Here is a 19,846-nt window from a genome sequence, read left to right on the forward strand (position 1 = left end):
TGCGCGAGGTGATCATGCAAGCTTAAAGCGAACCATCGACCAAGTGTTCCAAATATTCTCCGTCATGGGTCATATCTTGCTCAAAGGCTGTCACCGCGCGTTGCATAGAAATATCGGCTTTATGAACACTGCTTGCATCGCCACTAATCAAAGGGTGCCAATCAAAAAGAGGTTTCCCCTCATTGAGCAAACGATAGGCACAAGTGGTTGGCAACCAAGCAATTTCACCAACATTTTGCGGTGTCAATTTCACGCAATCAGAGACTTTTTGTTGACGGTTTTCATAATCTGAGCAGCGGCAACTATCTGCATCAAACAAGCGGCAAGCAACCGTCGTGTAATAAATCTCATCGGTATCATCATCGATAAGTTTAGACATGCAGCATTTACCACAGCCATCGCATAGGGCTTCCCACTCGCCAGCCGTCATTTCAGCCAGTGTTTTTTCTTCCCAGTAAGGTTTCTCTACAGTCACTTTATTTGCTCAGTTTTTTTAGTGGGTGATGCGATTACTTCTTATCGCGCATGACGCTTTGTCCAAACCGCTTGAGAGATTCTTTTAAGGCTTCGTCCTCAATCCCGTCTGCCAGTCTATCTATCTTGCGTTTCTCACCCTCAGTGATGGGTTTCAAGCGCTTTTTCGGTTTTTTCTTTTCGATAGGTTTTTGCATGAGCTTAATGCGTCCGATTGCACGATATCCCATGAAAGCGTTCACGCGGTCTATGACTTCACCTGTCTGGTGCTGAATGTGCAATGCGGCCATGCCTTCTGCAGCGACGAGAAGTGTGCCGGGCTGAAAGGCATCGTCCTCGCTTGCTCGGCTTGGCCAACGCACTTTGATCGGCATCGACATGTCAGCCAAATCACGGCCTACGATTTCACTCCAAGCGGTAATCAACGCTGTTGATACCCCTGCCCGCTTGGCCAACAAAGGATCAAGAATTTTATTGATATATCCGGCTGCCGATTTCGACATCGTGATTTCCTTTGATTTGGCCTTTTCAATAGCCCTCAAGCAGCAATTGCGCAAATTAGAGTTGATCTTTGTCCAACGCTTTCGATACACCGCAGCATGGATGACACTCATAACATAAGCGCGAAACTGCTTGACTGGTACGATGTACACGCACGCGAATTGCCTTGGCGCATATCGCCGCAAGATCGTGCACGCGGTGTTTTGCCAGATCCCTATCGTGTTTGGATGTCTGAAATCATGCTGCAGCAAACAACTGTCGCCACCGTGAAGGACTATTTTTTAAAGTTCACGGCGAAATGGCCAAATGTTGAAGCTTTATCAAAAGCCAGCGAAGATGATGTTCTACGCGCTTGGGCTGGTCTTGGTTACTATTCACGGGCACGCAATTTAAAGAAATGCGCCGATATGGTGGTTGCCGAACATGGTGGCAATTTCCCTGCAGATGTTAAGGCGCTGAAAGCCTTGCCCGGTATTGGCGATTATACCGCCGCAGCCATCGCATCCATTGCCTTCGATATTCCAGCGCCTGTTGTGGATGGTAATGTGGAGCGTGTTTTTTCACGCCTTTTCGCCATTGATACGCCTCTGCCTGCAGCAAAATCGCTTATTAAGATCAAGGTTGAAGATGCTTTGTGCTCAAAGAGGGCTGGTGATTTTGCTCAAGCGACGATGGATTTAGGCGCAACGATCTGCACCCCTAAGAAACCAGCCTGCACGCACTGCCCTATCCGTGATAATTGCCGCGCGCTGGCTGATTTTGATCCGGAATTATTTCCTTATAAGCTTGCCAAGAAAGAAAAGCCCAAACGCAAAGGGGCAGCCTTTGTTGCCGTTTCGCCATCTGGTGATGTTTTATTGGAGCAGCGCCCTTCAAGCGGACTTTTAGCGTCCATGGCACAGGTGCCAACAACCGAGTGGAACTCACGACAAGACGGTGTGACAGACATCAATGGCGCACCATTTTCTGCTGACTGGAAACATCGCGGCACAATCCGCCATGTTTTTACGCATTTTGAACTCGAACTCATTGTATGGCATGCGGAAAATGTACATTCTGACGGTGAAAACTATTGGTGGTCAACGCGCGAAAATTTGCCTGATGAAGCGCTGCCCACTGTCATGAAAAAAGTAATTTCATGTGCCATACCTGACCTCTTTTAAAACAATGATTGAGTAATAATGACTGAGATAAAACACATCGTTTTCGATATTGGACAAATCCTGATCCATTATGATCCGAATATTCCTTTCTCAAACCTCATTCCAGATGAAGAAAAGCGTCAATTTTTCTTTGACAAAATATGTACGAGCGCATGGAATATTGAGCAAGATCGTGGCCGCACATGGCCAGAGGCTGAAGCGTTGTTGATTGCAGAATACCCTGATTGGGAAACTGAAATTCGCGCTTTTCGCAAGCATTGGCACGAAATGGTTTCCCACGCTTTGGATGAGCGTGTCGGCCATTTATTGCGCCTTCAAGACGAAGGCCATGATGTAACGCTGCTTACCAATTTTGCATCCGACACTTTTCGCCAAGCGCAAGAAATGTATCCATTCTTGAAAACAGGGCGCGGCGTTACGGTTTCTGGTGATGTCAAACTCATCAAACCTGACCCAGCCATTTATGAACTACATGTAGAAACATTTGATCTTGAACCATCAAAAACACTGTTCATTGATGATAGCCTGCCCAACATTGAAGCCTGCCGCGCACTAGGCTGGCATGGCATTCATCTAACACCAGATATGGACCTTGCCCCTGAGCTTCACAAACTCGGTCTTTAAAACTGAAAACGCTCCGGCATTTCTGACGGAGCGTTCTCTCAGTAGGCTTGGTACGAGATACTGGAGGCCAAGCTAAGTTCTATATTCTTTTAAGCGCCTGCTTTTGACATTTGATCGCGCACAATCTGGCGCAAGCTATCAATCGGCAAAAGCTTTTTGGTTTTCGAGCACTCAAAATGCCAGAACGTCCAACCATTACAGGCATCGAGTTCTTGAACTGTCGCGCCCATTTTATGAATTGAGGCTTGAACACCGTCGCGTGACAATGAGCCATCGGCCTGCACAGTTGCTGTCCAGCGGCGTTTTGTATCGGTTAATTCCATGCCTGAATTGATGAGCCCGGCGTCAATCAAAGCGGAAAATGCGACACGCGGTTCGGCGCGTTTGCTTGTTACAATCTTCAAGTCATGCGCTGGCAGTTCTTCAACAGCATCAATACGTGCAGTTGCTGCATCAATATAATCCTGTTCACGTTCAATGCCGATAAAATTGCGGCCCAAACGCTTTGCAACGGCACCGGTTGTACCTGTGCCAAAGAATGGATCAAGGATCACGTCACCCGGCTTAGACGCACTCATGAGAACGCGAGCGAGCAATGCTTCCGGTTTCTGCGTTGGGTGAACCTTATTGCCGTCTTCGCCTTTGAGACGTTCGCCGCCATTACAGATTGGAAACAACCAATCGGAACGCATTTGAACATCATCATTCGCTGCTTTCATCGATTCATAATTGAAGGTGTAACCTTTGCCTTTTTGATCTTTCGATGCCCAAATCATTGTTTCATGCGCATTGGCAAAACGACGGCCACGAAAGTTTGGCATTGGATTGGTTTTGCGCCAAATAACATCGTTCAAAATCCAAAAGCCCAAATCTTGCATCTTCGCGCCAACGCGGAAAATGTTATGATATGAGCCAATGACCCAGATCGTACCATTTGGTTTCAAAACACGGCGCGCCGCTAAAAGCCAAGCACGGGTGAAATCATCGTAAGCTTGAAATGAATCAAACTGATCCCAATGATCATCAACCGCATCGACTTTTGATTGGTCAGGGCGCTGGAGGTCGCCCTGAAGTTGTAGGTTATAGGGTGGGTCGGCAAAGATCATATCGACGGAGTTATCCGGCAATTTATCCATTGCTGCCACGCAGTCCCCTTTCATAATGGTATTCACATATGATGGGACTGCTGTGACAGTTGTTTTGGCCGATCTGGCCAGGTGTACGCGAGACATGAAGCACCTGATTACAAAATTACTCTATGTGCCTATGGTTACTGATCAGGGTAAACGTCTGGTGAACGTTTATGGTTAATGACAATTAAATTGTGTTAATTTGAATTTACATATGCCCTTGAACTTCAATGACTTGTCGCTCAGTGCCTAAAATTTAAGCAGACATGAAAACATTTGTGCAGCGCAATGGCTGGACAGTTTGCGACCTCTGCCCCCAAATACATATTTGATAGATTCAGTGACGGAGTTGTTCGTGCTAAAAACGCAATCTGAAAAAGTATCCCAGCGTTTAATGAACAATCTGGCTCAGCTCATTGCGGCCGTTTACCCAGAACATGATACCGATACGCTCAGCCAAAATGTGATTGATCGCTTCTGGCAAAATGGCAAACGGCCCCGCATGCGCGGACGCGTTGCTGGAAATGCGCAATGGAGCGAAAAAGACAATTATCTGATCGCCTATGGCAATACGATTATTGATGGCGAACACAAGCCGCTTGATCTATTGCGTGACTTTGCAGAACAGCACTTGGAAGGCACGATAAACGGGATCCACATTTTACCGTTTTTCCCTTTTACTTCCGATGATGGCTTTGCTGTAACAGACTACCGACAGGTCAATAGCGAGCTTGGTGCTTGGGAAGACATTACAAGAATTAGCGAGCATTTTCGCCTAATGTCGGATCTTGTTTTGAACCATGGCTCAAGCCAAAGCGTATGGTTTAACGACTATCTGCAAGGGCACGCACCCTATGATAAATATTTTTTCGAAGCATCACCTGACGATGATTTGAGCGACGTTGTTCGCCCAAGAGCGCACCCTCTTCTGCGCGAAGTTGAAACAGCCAATGGCACCAAGCATGTGTGGTGTACATTTAGTCACGACCAAGTGGACTTCGATTTTCGCAACCCCGATGTGTTGTTAGAATTTCTAGAAATTCTACGATTTCATATCGATATGGGCGTGCGCACCGTGCGCCTTGATGCTGTTGCTTTTCTTTGGAAACAAGCAGGTACAAGCAGCATTCATTTAAAGCAAACACATGATATCGTGAAAATAATGCGCCTGCTTTGCGATTACTGCGAAGAACGCGTCATATTGATTACCGAGACCAATGTACCGCGCGCTGAAAATCTTAGTTATTTCGGCAATCGCAATGAAGCACATATGGTTTATAATTTTTCATTACCGCCATTGGTGCTTCACGCGCTTCTTAAAGGGACGTCAAAATATTTAAAAGCATGGCAAATGAGTATGCCGCCCGCCCAACTTGGATGTACCTATTTCAATTTTACCGCCTCTCATGACGGCATAGGATTGCGCCCAGCAGAGGGCATTATTCCAAACGATCAACTCACGGAAATGCTTAACACTGTGCAAAGTTTCGGTGCGCGCGTTTCAATGCGCGAGACGAAAGACGGGCCTAAACCATATGAGCTTAATGTTGCGCTTTTCGATGCGTTTAAAGGCACTGTGGATGGCGTTGACGAGTACCAAGAAGAGAGATTTATTTGCAGTCAAACAATCGCTATGGGCTTAGAAGGCATACCAGCTTTCTACTTCCATTCGCTTGTGGCTGCAGGCAACGATAGCGAAGGCGTTGAGCGTCTAGGGTATAACCGCGCAATCAACCGCGCACGCTTTGATTATTCTGATCTACGGGCCGAATTAAGCAACCCGCAAAACCCTCAAGCTATTGTATTTAATGAACTTAAGCGCAGAATAAGAATCCGCAGTAAACAGCCAGCATTCCACCCAAATGCAACTCAATTTACATTGCATCTTGGCGACGAAATTTTCGGATTTTGGCGGCAAAGCCTTGATCGGGCGCAATCTATTTTCGCCATTTCAAACCTTACAAAAGATGAAATTTCTCTACCAGCTGTTTCACTCAATCTCATTGATGGCAATGACTGGATGGACTTGTTGACCGGCGCTTCCATCCAATCTCTTGAGGGAGATTTAACGCTTGCTCCATACCAAACCATGTGGATCACGAACCGGATGGCCAATTAATGGCAGGCCGTAAACTTCTCATCTTTACTGATCTTGATGGCACTTTACTGGACCATGAAACTTATAGCTATGAAGCGGCACTCCCAGCTATTGAGAGGCTACGGCAGCTAGACATCGGACTTGTGCTGGCATCCTCCAAAACTGCTGCTGAAATAGCGCCTCTTCGTGCCGAGTTAGGGTTTTCACATTGTCCTGCAATTGTTGAAAATGGCGCAGGGCTTTTGGCCCCCCATATACAGGCGGGTGAAGCATCTGGAGATTACGCGAAAATTCAATCAGCCCTCAATACGCTACCCGATGAACTGCGCTCGCAATTTACAGGTTTTTCGCAAATGAGCGTTGAGGATGTTATTGCTATGACAGGCCTAACACGCGAAGCCTCGCAACTTGCCAAAAACCGGCAGTTTTCTGAACCCGGCATCTTTCATGGTACTTCGCAACAACGAGAAATGTTTTTGAAAGCTGCAAAAGGCGCAGGATTAATTGCCAAACAAGGCGGCCGCTTTCTGACATTTTCATTCGGCGGCGACAAAGCCGAACAGATGCAAGCAATTCTAGCAAAACAAAACAATGAAACATTCTCAATAGCGCTTGGCGATGCACCCAACGACATTGCTATGCTTGAGGCGGCAGATATTGGGATCATTATTCCGAACCCAGCACATGATAAAATTAAGCACCTTGCCGGGGAAGATAATGGGAAAATCATACGCGCGTTCAAAAAAGGTCCTGAAGGTTGGAACCTAAACGTACTCAAACTCGTTGAAGATCATAGCGCTTTAGAATTAACTAAAAATAAGGATTAGAGAATGGGTGACTTCCACCAGAATGGAAGTGTTGCGACACTTCATAATCTGTCAAAAATGCCTGTTGGCGACATTGAAAACCAACTACGTTCATTTGCACAAAACCGGAAGATTACACTCATATTACCATCGCTCTTTTCAGAACTACAAACGCCTGCGCTAGCAGGTATCGTCGATGAATTATGTAGTGCAGACTATATCAGTAATATCGTTATTGGGTTGGACCAAGCGAATGAAGAAGAGTTCAAGTTTGCAAAACAGTACTTTTCTATTTTGCCTCAAAATCACGATATTTTATGGAATGATGGGCCGCGCTTACGTGCAATTCATAACCGCTTAGCATACGCAGATATCGCCCCTAAAGAAGTTGGCAAAGGCCGCAATGTCTGGTATTGCATTGGGTATACACTTGCCTCACAAAATTCAGACGTGGTCGCACTGCATGACTGCGATATTGTAACCTATAAACGCGAGATGCTGGCGCGGCTTGTCTATCCTGTTACAAATCCCAACTTCCCTTATCAGTTTTGCAAAGGTTATTATCCCCGTATCGCTGATGGTAAGTTGAATGGACGCGTAACCCGCCTTCTCGTCACGCCCTTGCTGCTCGCATTACAAAAAACATGTGGCCACAGTGACTATGTCGAATATTTACAAGGCTTTAGATATCCGCTTGCTGGCGAATTCGCTATGCGTACATCGATCTTACCCAATATGCGTATTCCATCCGATTGGGGTTTAGAGGTTGGTGTTCTTTCTGAAGCGTGGCGCAACTTGAACCGCAACTCGGTCTGCCAAGTCGACATTTCAGATGCTTACGACCACAAACACCAACCGCTTTCAAAAGAAGATGCGAATAAGGGCCTGTCGCGCATGTCAGCAGATATTGCAAAGGCACTCTTTCGCAAGCTCGCCACCGACGGCGTTACATTTAGCAATGAACGATTCCGCACTTTAAAGGCAACGTATTACCGCACCGCTCTCGATTTGATTGAAATGTACTACAACGATGCGATATTCAACGGATTGCACGTTGATCGCCATACGGAAGAAGAAGCGGTGGAGCTATTTGCGGCCAACATCGTCGAGGCTGGCCACACCTTCCTTGAGAACCCGATGGAAACACCCTTCATTCCAAATTGGAGCCGTGTCCAATCTGCAGATCCTGATATTTTACCGGATATTCTTTCTGCCGTTAGTGCAGATAAAGAAGTCTAAGCGTTAATTACGGCGTACCGTATGGGCCTTCGTCAAAACCAACCAAGATTTGCAAATTACGCACACTTGGTTCCGGCAAGACAATCTGGTCATCTTTATAAATGAACTGAGATGCACCAGCACCTGGCGTCACCGTAACATCGAATTTGCCAAGGCGCGAATAAGGCAAGCCTTCGCCTGATTTAACCGCCACACGAATTGGCATATTAATATTGCCGCCCGTGCCTTTTGGACCATTCACAACACGGCCAGCTGCCGCAACAGTGATGAAGAGCTGCCCGTTGCGATATTTACAAGTGCGCGTGACATCTGAAATCAGCGCCTGATAAATAACCTCATCGGCGTTACCGTCATTACCTTTTGTATAGGTTCTGAAATAAGCGGTGCCATCATTGAGGGTCACCCGCGGACAATAAGCTCGCAGATCATCTTCCGTGACCTTGTCCTCAGCCACATCCAATGTGTCTTGCGTTGTTGCTGTTTGGCAAGAAGCCAAAGCTATTGCCGAGATAGCCAATACACCAGCACGAACGAACTTACCTAAATCCAAGCTCTTATCACTTGCTAACAATGCCATTTTTCACCCTTTGCCTACACTCGCAACGCTTTTCAGCGGATATGAATTCACATTTCTCTTCTATGCGCAATTGGGCAGCAATAGGTCAACTCTTGATCTATTTATAGCCACAAGGCATTTCCGTCTTATTTTTACGTGCAATCCTTTGCAGCGCAAAGAAATTACGCTAATGAGCGGCAGACTTTAAAGCGAAAGCATAATTATGCTTCCTCATATCTTAAAGGTTTTTTAGAGCAGTGAAATATGTTTCGACACGTGGACAAGCCACGGCCCTTAGTTTCCGAGACACGATGCTGGCAGGTCTTGCCTCTGATGGTGGGCTTTTTGTTCCTGAAAGCTGGCCGCAATTCTCCCATGATGAAATCGCCAAACTGGCTGGAAAATCATATTCTGATGTGGCTATTGAAATCATGTGGCCTTTTGTTGAAGGCGAGATAGAACGCGCAGCTTTTGAAAGCATTGTTCGCGAAAGCTATGCGACATTTAGGCATGACGCCGTTTGCCCTTTGGTCCAAACGGGCGACAACGAGTTTCTACTAGAGCTTTTTCATGGGCCAACGTTGGCTTTCAAAGATGTCGCAATGCAGCTTATCGGCCGTTTAATGGACCACGTTCTAACAGAGCGTGACCAACGTGCGACGATTGTTGGTGCAACGTCAGGTGATACTGGCGGCGCGGCAATTGACGCCTTTGCTGGCCGTGATCGCACGGACATGTTTATCCTGTTTCCAGAAGGGCGTGTTTCGCCTGTTCAGCAGCGCCAGATGACATCATCAACGGCCATAAACGTTCACGCATTAGCGATTGACGGTAATTTTGACGACTGCCAAGCGCATGTAAAATCAATGTTTAACCATGCTGACTTCCGCAATAGTGTTAGTCTTTCAGGCATCAATTCGATCAACTGGGCACGGATCATGGCCCAAATCGTTTATTATTTCACAAGCGCTGTCTCATTGGGTGCACCACACCGCACCGTTTCGTTCTGCGTACCGACAGGCAATTTTGGCGATATATTTGCAGGCTATGCTGCAAAACAAATGGGCCTTCCCATCGACAAATTGATCATTGCAACAAATGACAATGATATTTTGGCGCGCACATTGGAAACCGGCTCATATTCCATGTCCGGCGTTGTTGAAACAACATCTCCTTCTATGGACATTCAGATTTCATCAAATTTTGAACGCCTTCTTTATAAGGCTTCTGATGATGATGACCGTGAAGTTACAGCCTATATGGGAACGCTCAAACAATCTGGTGAGTTCACAATCAAACCGGAAACACTCAAAGCAATCCGTTCAGATTTTTTAGCGGGTCGGGCGGATGTTGGGCAAGCTAAACAAACAATCAAAGATGTTGCCGAGCAGTGCAGCTATACGCTTGACCCACATAGCGCCATCGGCGTTCATGTGGCGCGCAATCACAAGCGCGATGGCGTGCCTATGATTGTTCTTGGAACGGCACATCCGGCCAAATTTCCAGATGCTGTCAAGCAGGCGACAGGCGTTGAACCTGACCTGCCTGCATGGTTGGGAGATCTTATGTCTCGTAAAGAAAACTTTACCCCCCTTTCATCTGACCTAAAAATAATAGAAGATTACATTTCAAAGCACACACGTGCTTAAAATAATAACAAGTCGGCGTTTCTGAAACTAACATGACCGGCACGGGAGCATATTGATGACGGTGGAGACAACCGTATTGGCAAACGGAATTACCGTTGCCACTCAACATTTTGTACATGTCGAAAGTATTTCTCTTGGCATGTGGGTAAAAGCTGGCTCCCGCAACGAGTTGATTGATGAGCATGGCATTGCTCATTTGCTCGAGCATATGGCTTTTAAAGGCACAACAAATCGAACGGCTCAAAAGCTTGTGGAGTCGGTGGAGAATGTAGGCGGCGATATCAATGCCGCAACGAGCGTAGAAACCACATCCTATTATCTGCGGATGCTCAAAGAAGACACAGAACTTGGTGTCGATATTCTTGCTGATATTTTGCAAAACGCAAAATTTGATGAAGGTGAACTTGCCCGTGAGAAACACGTTATTCTTCAAGAATTAGGCGCTGCAAATGATACGCCTGATGATTGTGTATTTGATCGCTTTACAGAAGCAGCATACCGCCATCAGACATTGGGACGCTCTATCTTAGGCACCCGCGAAACACTTAAATCTTTCACTCCGGATATGATACGCGGTTATATTGACCGCGAATATTCAGGCGAGCGCATGGTTTTCGCAGCAACAGGTGCTGTCGATCATGATGAAATTGTAAAGCTGGTTGAATCTCGTTTTTCTACCATTCAGAAAAAATCTAATTATTCGACATCACCCGTTGCCCATTATGTGGGCGGTGATTACCGCGAACCGCGTGCTTTGGAAGACACGCAGCTGGTTCTAGGGTTTGAAGGACGCGCCTACCATGTGCGTGATTATTACGCGAGCCAAGTCCTTGCGATGCTGCTTGGCGGCGGCATGTCTTCACGCCTGTTCCAAGAAATCAGAGAAAAACGCGGGCTGTGCTACTCCATTTATGCGTTCCATTGGGGATTTTCTGACACTGGTATTTTTGGCGTTCATGCTGCCACTGAGCCTGGCGATCTACCCGAGCTTGTTGAGTTGATTTTACGCGAACTCAAACGCGCATCTCAAGATATTAGCGATATTGAGTTGCACCGTGCACGAGCACAATTCCGTGCATCATTGTTGATGTCTGGCGAAAGCGCACCTGCGCGTGCAGGGCAAATCGCGCGGCAAATTCTCTTATTTGGGCGTCCTATTCCAAACGCTGAACTTTTATCGCGTCTCGACAATTTGGATAAAGGGCGTATCAACGATCTTGCAAACCGCTTGTTTACAGCCTCCAAGCCTACAATTTCAGCTGTTGGGCCAGTCGAAAATTTGTTGGACATGCGTGAGATTACAGAAAAACTCGCTCAGTTTGGCGATCAAGGAACGGTACATCATCGCGCTCCTTCTGCTGCAGAATAATACTGCAAAATGGGGTCGGCGTGATTTTTTCGATAATATCAGGCGCGACAGCTGATCCGGTTACTAGAGGAAAAACTGTCCAACTGCGCTTTCCCCATGCTTCGGATTACGCAGCATGGGCACGCCTTCGCGCTGCAAGTTCTGAATTTTTACAGCCTTGGGAGCCGCGTTGGCCAAGCGATGATTTGACGCGCGACTCCTATCGCAAGCGACTTAAGCGTTATAATCAAGAAATTAAGGCTCAAACCGGCTTTCCTTTTTTTATAGAGCGGCGGTCTGACAAAGCACTTTTGGGTGGGATAAGTCTGGGACATGTCCGGCGCGGTGTTTCCCAATCGGGTCAAATAGGCTATTGGATTGGCAAGGATTTTGCAGGCCAAGGACATATGCGTGAAGGACTGGAATTATTATGCAACTTTGCATTTTCCAGTTTAAATCTTCATCGTTTGGAGGCCGCCTGCGTCCCCTCTAATGAGCGTTCAATTGGACTCCTTGAAAAAGCCGGATTCGAGCGTGAAGGACACTTAAGGTCATACTTAAAAATTAACGGCAACTGGCAGGACCATATTTTGTATTCACGTATTAACCCATTTCATGGCGCGGACTTTGGCTCGCGAACTGACAAAAGGGAAGCGTGAAATGGCTTTTCATAGAACCCATTGCTTGAAAACGTGTATGCACATGCTGCTTGTTTGCAGTGCATTGCTTTTATCTGCGCTCAGCGCCTTCAGTGCAGAAACAATTTCCATCAACCGCGATGATACTGCGCTTGATCTGACGAAGGCGATTTCAATATTTAGAGATCGAGGCGAAACCTTTCAGGTTTCCACGGCGCCTGATTCTGAAGGCATTGTGCGCACGATTGAAGTGCAAGCAAGCAATCGCGAAACAGCTGGCGATTGGGCTGTGATGGTGTTGGCCAATACAACCGATCAACAGATTGACCGCCTGATTGTTGCACCACATTTTAGAATGGCAGGCTCTGGGCTCCTATGGCCTGATTTGGGGTCAGACCGCATTGTTGCGATGACGCCGAGCTCTGGTTTCTCTCTTGATCGCCTTGACAATAATGATGCAGATATCTTTTCGATCACGCTGAACCCAGGTTCCGTTGTTACTCTTGTCGCAGAGCTTTCCTCGCCCCACTTGCCGCAAGTTTATTTGTGGGAAGAAAGTGCCTATAAGGAAATCGAGAACTCCTACACATTCTATCGCGGTATTGTACTGGGCATTTCAGGGCTTTTAGCCTTGTTTCTCACTATTTTATTCGTGGTTCGGGGCACCTCCACTTTTCCGGCAGCGGCGGCTCTTGCTTGGGCTGTTCTTGCCTATATCACCATTGATTTCGGCTTTATCGAACAACTTATTCCACTATCTAACGACGATCTACGCACATGGCGCGCGCTTTCAGAAGTGGCGATTAGTGCAACGCTAGCACTGTTTTTGTTCACCCATTTAAGCCTCAACAGGTGGAATGACTCGCTTCACTATGGAGCCATCGCATGGGTTATCGCCATCGTTCTGCTCTCAAGCATCGTGCTTTATGATGCGACTATTGCTGCAGGCATTGCGCGCTTGGCGATGGCCTTAACCGCTGCGTTTGGCTTTGCATTGATCATCGTTCTCAGCCTTCGCGGTTTTGACCGCGCTATTATGCTCATACCAGCTTGGGCTTTGTTAATGGCTTGGATTTTTGGTGGATGGATGACCGTCACCGGCCAAGTGGACAACGATATCATTCAGCCGGCTTTAGCGGGCGGGTTGGTTCTGATCGTTTTGCTTATCGGCTTTACCGTTATGCAGCATGCGTTTTCTGGCGGTACATTCCAACAAAACCTGTTCTCCAATGTCGAGTTACAAGCGCTTGCGGTCACCGGCTCTGGAGGCATTGTTTGGGACTGGGATGTTGGCCGAGATCGCTTGACCACAACACCAGACTTGGGCCGAAAATTAGGCATTGGCGTTGGCGCGCTACAAGGCCCAGCAAAAAACTGGCTAAAGCATATTCATTCCGATGACCGTGATAGTTTCCGCACTGCCCTTGATGCCGTGGTCGAGCAGCGCCGAGGAAAAATCAATCTCGATATACGCCTTATGACGCAAGAGAACCATTTTACTTGGTACAAAATCAAAGCGCGCCCTGTCGCTGGTGCCAATGGTGAAGTTATACGCTGTATTGGTACGGCCAGTGATGTCAGCGGCCAAAAGCGTGCAGAAGAGCGCCTTTTGCATGATGCCGTACACGATAATCTGACCGGTCTGCCTAACCGAGAATTGTTCTTTGACCGCATTCGTAGTGTGATGGCATTATCAGCAGTCGATACTGAAATTCGCCCAACTGTTTTCATTGTAGATTTGGACCGCTTCAAAGAAATCAATGATAACGTTGGCATTTCGGCTGGTGATACGCTGCTCATAACTGTTGCGCGCCGCCTTCGCCGTTTACTGCGTCCGCACGACACATTGGCCCGAATTGGCGGCGATGTATTTGGCATTTTGCTTCTGTCAGAAACAGACCCAACAGAAATCGCCAACCTTGCTGATCAGCTTAAAAAGACAATCAAGGCCCCTATTTCTTTTGCCGAGCGTGAATTCGTCATTACACCATCAGTTGGTTTGGCAACTTGGGCACCATCACGCGTGCAAGGCGATGATTTGTTTAAGGATGCAGAACTCGCGCTACACCAAGCCAAACGTTTTGGTGGTGACCGTGTAGAGCCTTTCCGTCCAGCTTTTCGTGATACTGCTGGAAACGAAGTGCAGCTTGTTGCTGATTTAAGACGTGCGATTGAACGCTCTGAACTCACACTGGCCTATCAACCGATCGTAAAAGCGGCAACAGGTCACGTATCTGGCTTTGAAGCACTGCTTCGTTGGAACCACCCGCGCCGCGGCGAAGTATCACCATCTGAATTTGTACCCTTGGCAGAAAAGAATGGCCTCATAAGTGATTTGGGTCGTTATGCACTAGAGCTCGCAGCCATGCAGTTGATGGACTGGGATGCAATTATGGCTGACACGCCCATCTTCGTGTCAGTGAATGTATCTGCACAACAGGTCGGCCAACGCGATTTTGTGAATATGGTCGACGGTATTTTGGCCCGTTATCCTGTGCGTAATCACACTTTGAGATTAGAGATTACTGAAACGACATTAATGCAGAATCCGGAACAGAACTGCCGCGTTCTGGAAAACATCAAGAAGTCAGGCATTAAGCTTGCTATTGATGATTTTGGCACTGGATATTCGTCGCTTTCCTATCTGACACGCTTTCCGTTTGATACGCTGAAAATTGATCAGTCGTTTATGAGAAGCCAACCAACGAACCGCGATGTGATGCTGCGTTCAATTGTCGATATGGCTCACTCGCTCAATCTGGATGTTGTGTGTGAAGGTGTTGAGGACGATGAAGAGGTGACATTGCTGCGTGGTCTGGGTGTTGACTACATACAGGGATTTGTCGCTGGTGCAGCAATGAGTTCAACGGATGCAGCTGAAATTGTTATTCGTCAAAACCCGCTCATTATAACGGACGCTGCGGCTGAATAGATTTTAGCGCTCAGGCACTTCCGGCTTGAGCAATAAAATGCGCAGGCGTTATACCCATTGCAACGAGCATGCGTTCATATTTTCCTTCGTGCCGTGGGTCAAACACGACATCAATATCTGCATCTAAAGTCAGCCATGCATTATCGGCGACCTCTTGCTCCAATTGCCCAGGGCCCCATCCAGCATAACCAAGCGACACAGCTAAACGCGATGGCCCTTCTCCATGTATAATAGAGCGTAGAATTTCGACATTTGAAGTCAGGTAGACATGTTCACAAATCGGGATTGTTGTATCGCAGTGGTAATCACCTGAATGTAAAACAAAGCCGCGGTGCTCATCGACAGGCCCGCCATAGCGTACCAAATTCGACGTTACGGCCGAGCTTTTAGAGATAGACTTTGTTTCTTGGCCAATATCTGTCTTGCTGATCAACTCTTTAATTGTCATATCGCACGGCTTATTGACCTGAAATCCCATAGCGCCATCATGTGAATGGGCGCACATATAGATGATTGACCGATCAAATATGGACGCCTCAAGCGTGGGCATAGCGAGCAGAAACTTGCCTTCGAATTGGCCTGTTTCCTCCCCATTATCACTCACCAAATTGTCCATGCCATATATGCTCATTCGAAAATCGTAACATTCTGCCAAGAAATTGATAGCCTTAAACTGGAAGAGGACTTTCGCACCGATGGCTCCAAGAAAATGCAAATGTGTATTTTCACGAAGAAATGATTGATTTTTAAAGATGGTGATTTGCGATTTTCACACCGCATGCGAATAAGAAAATATGAGATTATTTACGAAAATAGCGATTTTTACAGCATCATCACTCTGGTTGAGCAGCCAAGTTTCTTTGGCAGCCCAAACCGGTTGGCTCAAAACTGAAGGTGGTAATATTCGCATTATCACAGAGCCTTATATGCAAGGTGCAAGTGAAATACGCGGCGTCATTGACATTGACCTATTGGATGGTTGGAAAACCTATTGGCGCGATCCTGGTGCTGGCGGAATTCCACCGAGTTTTGATTTTTCAAATACGACGCTCGTAAATGCGGCCGATATACATTTCCCTGCGCCTACATGGGTGAAAAGCAACTATGGCGATTTTGCTGGCTATAAACAGCCAATCCAAATCCCATTCACACTAGCGCTATCTAGCCCCGCAAAAGAAACGACTGTGAATGCGCGCTTGATGGTCGGTATCTGTGCTGAAATTTGCATACCGGCCTTTGATAACTTCTCAATTAAACTTGAAAAAGCGACCGGCTCTACACGCGATAGCGCGATTGTTATGAATGCCTTCTCTGCCCTGCCCAAAACGGCTGCCGACCTTGGTGTTGCAGTTAATCTAGAACAGCTAAGCGACGTTGGTACATATGATCTGCAACTCAATGGAAACCTTGATCAGCTCCAATTATTCGTTTCGAGCAAAAACGGAATTCAATTTAAAAAACCGCTCTTGTTAAGCGAGACAAATGATCAAAAAACCTACCGCATTGAGCCGTTGCATGCGCTTGATCAAGACGTGAGTGTCGACCTCATCATTACCGGAACAACGCCTCGAGGCTCATTTGAAATTAGCGGGCAATAGATTCCAGTGATTATTGGAAGATTGTTGCCTTAACCGCCCTTCTTATTTGCCTTAATGTGCTTATCTAACGATATAAACATACATATATTATTCGGAGAATTTCATGATTTCGACTGGCGATAAACTACCTTCTATGGACCTGATGGTTATGACGAGTGACGGCCCTGCAAAACAAGCCTCGTCGGAAATTTTCGACGGTAAAAAAGTGGTTCTGTTTGCTGTACCTGGCGCATTTACACCAACCTGCACGCTCAATCACTTGCCTGGTTATGTGGAAAATGCAGAAGCGATCAAAGCCAAGGGCGTTGATGATATTGCTGTGATTGCCGTAAACGACCCATTTGTAACCAAAGCTTGGGCAGATCAGGCGAACGCCAAAGGAAAAGTCACATTCCTATCTGATTGGGATGCAGGCTTTACCAAAGCTCTTGGTATGGAGACAGATCTTTCTGCCGCTGGCCTTGGCCAACGCTCAAAGCGTTTTTCTATGGTCGTCGACAACGGTGTCGTGACAGCGCTAAATGTTGAAGATTCACCGGGTGAAGCAACATTGTCAGGCGCAGCGAAAATGCTTGAAATTTTGTAATTAAATTAAGCCAACGCTCTTAGTGCCGGTTATTTAAACAATGATCGGCATTATTTTTTCTTGTAAGGCTCCATGCCCGCACGCGCGAGCTCATCGGCACGTTCATTTTCCGGATGACCGGCGTGACCTTTAACCCAGTGCCATGTCACTTTGTGTAATTTGGTTGCTGCATCAAGCGCTTGCCATAATTCCGCATTCTTGACCGGTTTTTTCGCAGCCGTCTTCCATCCGTTTTTCTTCCAGCCATGTATCCAGCTGGAAATGCCGTCTTTCACATAGGACGAGTCCGTATAAAGCGCGACATCGTGAGGCCCACCTTTAAGTGCGTTAAGAGCACTGATAGCAGCCATAAGCTCCATTCGATTATTGGTTGTGTCGGCTTCGCCGCCCTTAAGTTCTTTTTCATTATCACTGGCTTTAAGGATTGCACCCCAACCGCCAGGCCCCGGATTGCCAGAACAGGCACCGTCTGTAAAAATCGATACGTTAGCCATCAGTGCGTTAATCCATAAATTGAAATGTCGCTTACCTGTGCATGGAACCGCATTTTTGTAATATACTCTTCTGGGTCTTTTTTAACGACGAGAGAGCCTTCCGGTGTCGTGACCCAATCATATAGGCGCGTCAGCATGAAACGCAGCGCTGCCCCTTCACAAAGCATTGGCATGGCTTGGCGTTCTTCATCAGATAGCTTGCGCGAAGCATTATATGCTTCCAGCAACGCCGCCCCTTTAGCAGCATTGAAACTATGATCAGCCTCAAAGCACCATGCATTGATGCAAACAGCAATGTCGTAAGCCAGCGCATCACTGCAGGCGAAATAAAAGTCGATGATACCGGAAAGCTCACCGCCAAGGAAAAACACATTATCGGGGAACAAATCCGCATGAATGATACCGCGCTCTAGCTTTTCAGGCCAATTGGCTTCGAACTTATTGAGCGCTGCTTCAACCGCAACACGCAGCGTATCTTCCATATTAGGATGGGCTTCCACGCATTTATTCCAAAGTGGACGCCAGTCGCTCACAGTCAGTGAATTTTTGCGCTGCATGTTAAAGCCTTTTCCGGCTTCGTGCATTTTTGCAAGCGTCGTGCCCAAAGCTTTACAGTGCTCTACCGTTGGCTCACGCATCCACACACCTTCAAGAAAGGTGATCATTGCTGCCGGACGGCCAGCGAGCTGCCCAAGCACGTTTCCATCCTTGCGCACAACCGGCAGAGGACAGTTGATGCCGCTTTGCGCTAAATGTTCCATCAAGTTCAAGAAAAACGGTAGATCATCAGGGTTCACGCGTTTTTCGTAAAGCGTCAGAATGAAGTTAGCCTTCTCGCAATGGACGAGGAAATTTGTGTTCTCAACACCTTCCGCAATGCCTTTATAGGAGAGCAAATCTCCAACATCATACTGCGCAATAAAAGCGGTTAGTTCGGCTTCAGTAATATCAGTGTAGACGGCCAATTATGCACCCGGTCCATTTAAAAACGCCATATCAGATGGCAAAAGTTCGGTTTCACGCAGATCCCGCATTACAGGAAAATTCTCATTTTCCTCAGCCGTCAGTGCTATTTCAATTGTCACATCGAAGTGTTGGCGAAAAGCATCAATGATTTCATCAACAACGATTTCAGGGGCCGATGCGCCTGCAGACATGCCTAAGGTGCGCACGTCTTTTAAAAGGTTAAAATCGAGCTCTGATGCGCGCTGTACTAGCATGGAGCCTTTTGCCCCATGGCGCTTGGCAACCTCAACGAGACGCATCGAATTGGATGAGTTCGGCGCGCCTACGATGATAAACATATCCGTTCCAACGGCAGCATGTTTTACCGCCTCTTGGCGGTTTGTGGTTGCATAACAAATGCTCTCAGATGACGGTGCCGTGAGATTCTTAAATCGTGCTTCCAGCGCTGCGACCACATCGGCCGTATCATCAACAGACAAAGTGGTCTGCGTTACATAGCCAACATTGTTTTCATCTGGCACTTTCAATTCAGCCACCTGCTCTGGTGTCTCCACGAGCGTTACATCTTGCGGTTCAAGCTGGCCCATCGTGCCGATGACTTCGGGATGACCTGCATGGCCAATAAGCAGCACATGACGGCCGAGCCGCTGATGCCGCATGGCTTGCTTATGAACTTTTGAAACCAAGGGGCATGTTGCATCCAAATAGAAGAAATTGCGCGCTGCTGCGTCTTCAGGAACAGATTGCGGCACGCCATGCGCTGAGAACACAACCGGACGATCTTTATGTTCAGCAGGGATATCATCTAGCTCTTTAACAAAAATTGCGCCCCTATCCTTCAGCCCATCAACGACAAATTTGTTATGGACAATTTCATGACGGACATAGACTGGCGTGCCGTATTTTTTAAGCGCTAAAACGACGATCTGGATTGCACGGTCGACGCCTGCGCAAAAACCGCGAGGGGCACACAGGCGTATAGTCAAAGGTGTTTTAGAGGATTGAGCCATTAGAGTTTACTGCCTTGGCAAGCTAGTGTTGTAA

The 19,846-nt window shown here is 47.1% G+C and carries 19 protein-coding genes; 11 read left to right on the forward strand and 8 right to left on the reverse strand.

Annotated elements, in window-relative coordinates:
- Positions 1 to 22: 22 nt before the first annotated feature.
- Positions 23 to 475: a YcgN family cysteine cluster protein gene (locus tag C504_RS0110845; RefSeq protein WP_018689363.1), complete on the reverse strand. Its 453-nt coding sequence runs from the start codon at positions 473 to 475 to the stop codon at positions 23 to 25.
- Between the two features lie 34 nt (positions 476 to 509).
- Positions 510 to 977 (reverse strand): DUF721 domain-containing protein, encoded by a 468-nt coding sequence (locus C504_RS0110850; RefSeq protein ID WP_018689364.1) that lies wholly within the window; start codon positions 975 to 977, stop codon positions 510 to 512.
- Between the two features lie 96 nt (positions 978 to 1,073).
- Here C504_RS0110850 and mutY point away from each other — a divergent pair, with 96 nt between their 5' ends.
- Together mutY and C504_RS17695 are read left to right on the forward strand one after the other, a co-directional pair.
- Entirely contained in the window at positions 1,074 to 2,138 is a 1,065-nt protein-coding gene (gene mutY, locus C504_RS0110855) for an A/G-specific adenine glycosylase (protein ID WP_018689365.1), read from the forward strand.
- An 18-nt stretch (positions 2,139 to 2,156) separates the two neighbouring features.
- Positions 2,157 to 2,762 carry an HAD family hydrolase gene (locus C504_RS17695; protein WP_018689366.1) on the forward strand — a complete coding sequence of 202 codons (606 nt, stop codon included), beginning with the start codon at positions 2,157 to 2,159 and terminating at the stop codon, positions 2,760 to 2,762.
- An 89-nt stretch (positions 2,763 to 2,851) separates the two neighbouring features.
- On the opposite strand, the gene C504_RS0110865 is transcribed toward C504_RS17695, so the two are convergent.
- Positions 2,852 to 3,994, reverse strand: coding sequence for a site-specific DNA-methyltransferase (locus C504_RS0110865; protein WP_041951672.1), 1,143 nt, complete (start codon positions 3,992 to 3,994; stop codon positions 2,852 to 2,854).
- Between the two features lie 253 nt (positions 3,995 to 4,247).
- Between C504_RS0110865 and C504_RS0110870 the strand changes: the two genes are divergently transcribed.
- From C504_RS0110870 to C504_RS0110880, 3 genes are read left to right on the forward strand one after another with little or no spacing between them, the layout of a single operon-like run.
- Positions 4,248 to 6,011 carry a sugar phosphorylase gene (locus C504_RS0110870; RefSeq protein WP_018689368.1) on the forward strand — a complete coding sequence of 588 codons (1,764 nt, stop codon included), beginning with the start codon at positions 4,248 to 4,250 and terminating at the stop codon, positions 6,009 to 6,011.
- The gene (locus C504_RS0110875; protein WP_018689369.1) at positions 6,011 to 6,817 is read left to right on the forward strand and encodes an HAD-IIB family hydrolase; all 807 of its coding nucleotides are present in this window, start codon (positions 6,011 to 6,013) and stop codon (positions 6,815 to 6,817) included. Before C504_RS0110870 ends, C504_RS0110875 begins: the two co-directional genes overlap by 1 nt.
- 3 nt (positions 6,818 to 6,820) lie before the next feature.
- Positions 6,821 to 8,035 (forward strand): glycosyltransferase family protein, encoded by a 1,215-nt coding sequence (locus C504_RS0110880; RefSeq protein ID WP_026317404.1) that lies wholly within the window; start codon positions 6,821 to 6,823, stop codon positions 8,033 to 8,035.
- 7 nt (positions 8,036 to 8,042) lie between these two features.
- Here the strand turns inward: C504_RS0110880 and C504_RS0110885 are convergent, their stop codons facing one another.
- Positions 8,043 to 8,612 (reverse strand): hypothetical protein, encoded by a 570-nt coding sequence (locus C504_RS0110885; RefSeq protein ID WP_018689371.1) that lies wholly within the window; start codon positions 8,610 to 8,612, stop codon positions 8,043 to 8,045.
- 236 nt (positions 8,613 to 8,848) lie between these two features.
- Here C504_RS0110885 and thrC point away from each other — a divergent pair, with 236 nt between their 5' ends.
- From thrC to C504_RS17705, 4 genes are read left to right on the forward strand one after another with little or no spacing between them, the layout of a single operon-like run.
- Positions 8,849 to 10,240 (forward strand): threonine synthase, encoded by a 1,392-nt coding sequence (gene thrC / locus C504_RS0110890; protein ID WP_026317405.1) that lies wholly within the window; start codon positions 8,849 to 8,851, stop codon positions 10,238 to 10,240.
- A 55-nt stretch (positions 10,241 to 10,295) separates the two neighbouring features.
- Positions 10,296 to 11,609: a M16 family metallopeptidase gene (locus C504_RS0110895; protein ID WP_018689373.1), complete on the forward strand. Its 1,314-nt coding sequence runs from the start codon at positions 10,296 to 10,298 to the stop codon at positions 11,607 to 11,609.
- 23 nt (positions 11,610 to 11,632) lie between these two features.
- Positions 11,633 to 12,247 carry a GNAT family N-acetyltransferase gene (locus C504_RS17700; protein WP_041951711.1) on the forward strand — a complete coding sequence of 205 codons (615 nt, stop codon included), beginning with the start codon at positions 11,633 to 11,635 and terminating at the stop codon, positions 12,245 to 12,247.
- A gap of 37 nt (positions 12,248 to 12,284) precedes the next feature.
- Complete coding sequence (locus C504_RS17705) at positions 12,285 to 15,158, forward strand: putative bifunctional diguanylate cyclase/phosphodiesterase (RefSeq protein WP_018689375.1); 2,874 nt, start codon at positions 12,285 to 12,287, stop codon at positions 15,156 to 15,158.
- Between the two features lie 10 nt (positions 15,159 to 15,168).
- On the opposite strand, the gene C504_RS0110910 is transcribed toward C504_RS17705, so the two are convergent.
- The gene (locus C504_RS0110910) at positions 15,169 to 15,762 is read right to left on the reverse strand and encodes a YqgE/AlgH family protein (RefSeq protein ID WP_169385113.1); all 594 of its coding nucleotides are present in this window, start codon (positions 15,760 to 15,762) and stop codon (positions 15,169 to 15,171) included.
- A gap of 190 nt (positions 15,763 to 15,952) precedes the next feature.
- Here C504_RS0110910 and C504_RS18355 point away from each other — a divergent pair, with 190 nt between their 5' ends.
- Together C504_RS18355 and C504_RS0110920 are read left to right on the forward strand one after the other, a co-directional pair.
- Entirely contained in the window at positions 15,953 to 16,756 is an 804-nt protein-coding gene (locus C504_RS18355) for a protein-disulfide reductase DsbD domain-containing protein (protein WP_018689377.1), read from the forward strand.
- A 103-nt stretch (positions 16,757 to 16,859) separates the two neighbouring features.
- On the forward strand, positions 16,860 to 17,342 hold the full coding sequence (locus C504_RS0110920; RefSeq protein WP_018689378.1) for a peroxiredoxin: 483 nt from the start codon (positions 16,860 to 16,862) through the stop codon (positions 17,340 to 17,342).
- 50 nt (positions 17,343 to 17,392) lie between these two features.
- Here C504_RS0110920 and rnhA read toward each other — a convergent pair whose 3' ends face one another.
- Genes rnhA through ispH form a run of 3 tightly spaced genes read right to left on the reverse strand, consistent with a single transcriptional unit; the run spans position 17,393 to position 19,812 of the window.
- A complete protein-coding gene (gene rnhA, locus C504_RS0110925; protein WP_018689379.1) occupies positions 17,393 to 17,836 on the reverse strand; it encodes a ribonuclease HI in 444 nt (147 codons plus the stop codon).
- Positions 17,836 to 18,801 (reverse strand): homoserine kinase, encoded by a 966-nt coding sequence (locus C504_RS0110930; protein ID WP_018689380.1) that lies wholly within the window; start codon positions 18,799 to 18,801, stop codon positions 17,836 to 17,838. Before C504_RS0110930 ends, rnhA begins: the two co-directional genes overlap by 1 nt.
- Positions 18,802 to 19,812 (reverse strand): 4-hydroxy-3-methylbut-2-enyl diphosphate reductase, encoded by a 1,011-nt coding sequence (gene ispH, locus C504_RS0110935; protein ID WP_018689381.1) that lies wholly within the window; start codon positions 19,810 to 19,812, stop codon positions 18,802 to 18,804. It abuts the gene before it with no gap.
- Positions 19,813 to 19,846 lie beyond the last annotated feature (34 nt).

This window comes from Ahrensia kielensis DSM 5890 (assembly GCF_000374465.1).
GTDB lineage: Bacteria > Pseudomonadota > Alphaproteobacteria > Rhizobiales > Rhizobiaceae > Ahrensia > Ahrensia kielensis.

Excerpts from the sequence above, each read along its gene's own strand:
- ispH (WP_018689381.1), bottom strand. The coding sequence starts at position 19,812 with ATGGCTCAATCCTCTAAAACACCTTTGACTATACGCCTGTGTGCCCCT.
- C504_RS0110865 (WP_041951672.1), bottom strand. The coding sequence starts at position 3,994 with ATGTCTCGCGTACACCTGGCCAGATCGGCCAAAACAACTGTCACAGCA.
- C504_RS0110920 (WP_018689378.1), top strand. The coding sequence starts at position 16,860 with ATGATTTCGACTGGCGATAAACTACCTTCTATGGACCTGATGGTTATG.
- C504_RS17695 (WP_018689366.1), top strand. The coding sequence starts at position 2,157 with ATGACTGAGATAAAACACATCGTTTTCGATATTGGACAAATCCTGATC.
- C504_RS0110875 (WP_018689369.1), top strand. The coding sequence starts at position 6,011 with ATGGCAGGCCGTAAACTTCTCATCTTTACTGATCTTGATGGCACTTTA.
- C504_RS17705 (WP_018689375.1), top strand. The coding sequence starts at position 12,285 with ATGCACATGCTGCTTGTTTGCAGTGCATTGCTTTTATCTGCGCTCAGC.
- C504_RS0110885 (WP_018689371.1), bottom strand. The coding sequence starts at position 8,612 with ATGGCATTGTTAGCAAGTGATAAGAGCTTGGATTTAGGTAAGTTCGTT.
- C504_RS0110880 (WP_026317404.1), top strand. The coding sequence starts at position 6,821 with ATGGGTGACTTCCACCAGAATGGAAGTGTTGCGACACTTCATAATCTG.
- C504_RS18355 (WP_018689377.1), top strand. The coding sequence starts at position 15,953 with ATGAGATTATTTACGAAAATAGCGATTTTTACAGCATCATCACTCTGG.
- rnhA (WP_018689379.1), bottom strand. The coding sequence starts at position 17,836 with ATGGCTAACGTATCGATTTTTACAGACGGTGCCTGTTCTGGCAATCCG.
- mutY (WP_018689365.1), top strand. The coding sequence starts at position 1,074 with ATGGATGACACTCATAACATAAGCGCGAAACTGCTTGACTGGTACGAT.
- C504_RS0110895 (WP_018689373.1), top strand. The coding sequence starts at position 10,296 with ATGACGGTGGAGACAACCGTATTGGCAAACGGAATTACCGTTGCCACT.
- C504_RS0110850 (WP_018689364.1), bottom strand. The coding sequence starts at position 977 with ATGTCGAAATCGGCAGCCGGATATATCAATAAAATTCTTGATCCTTTG.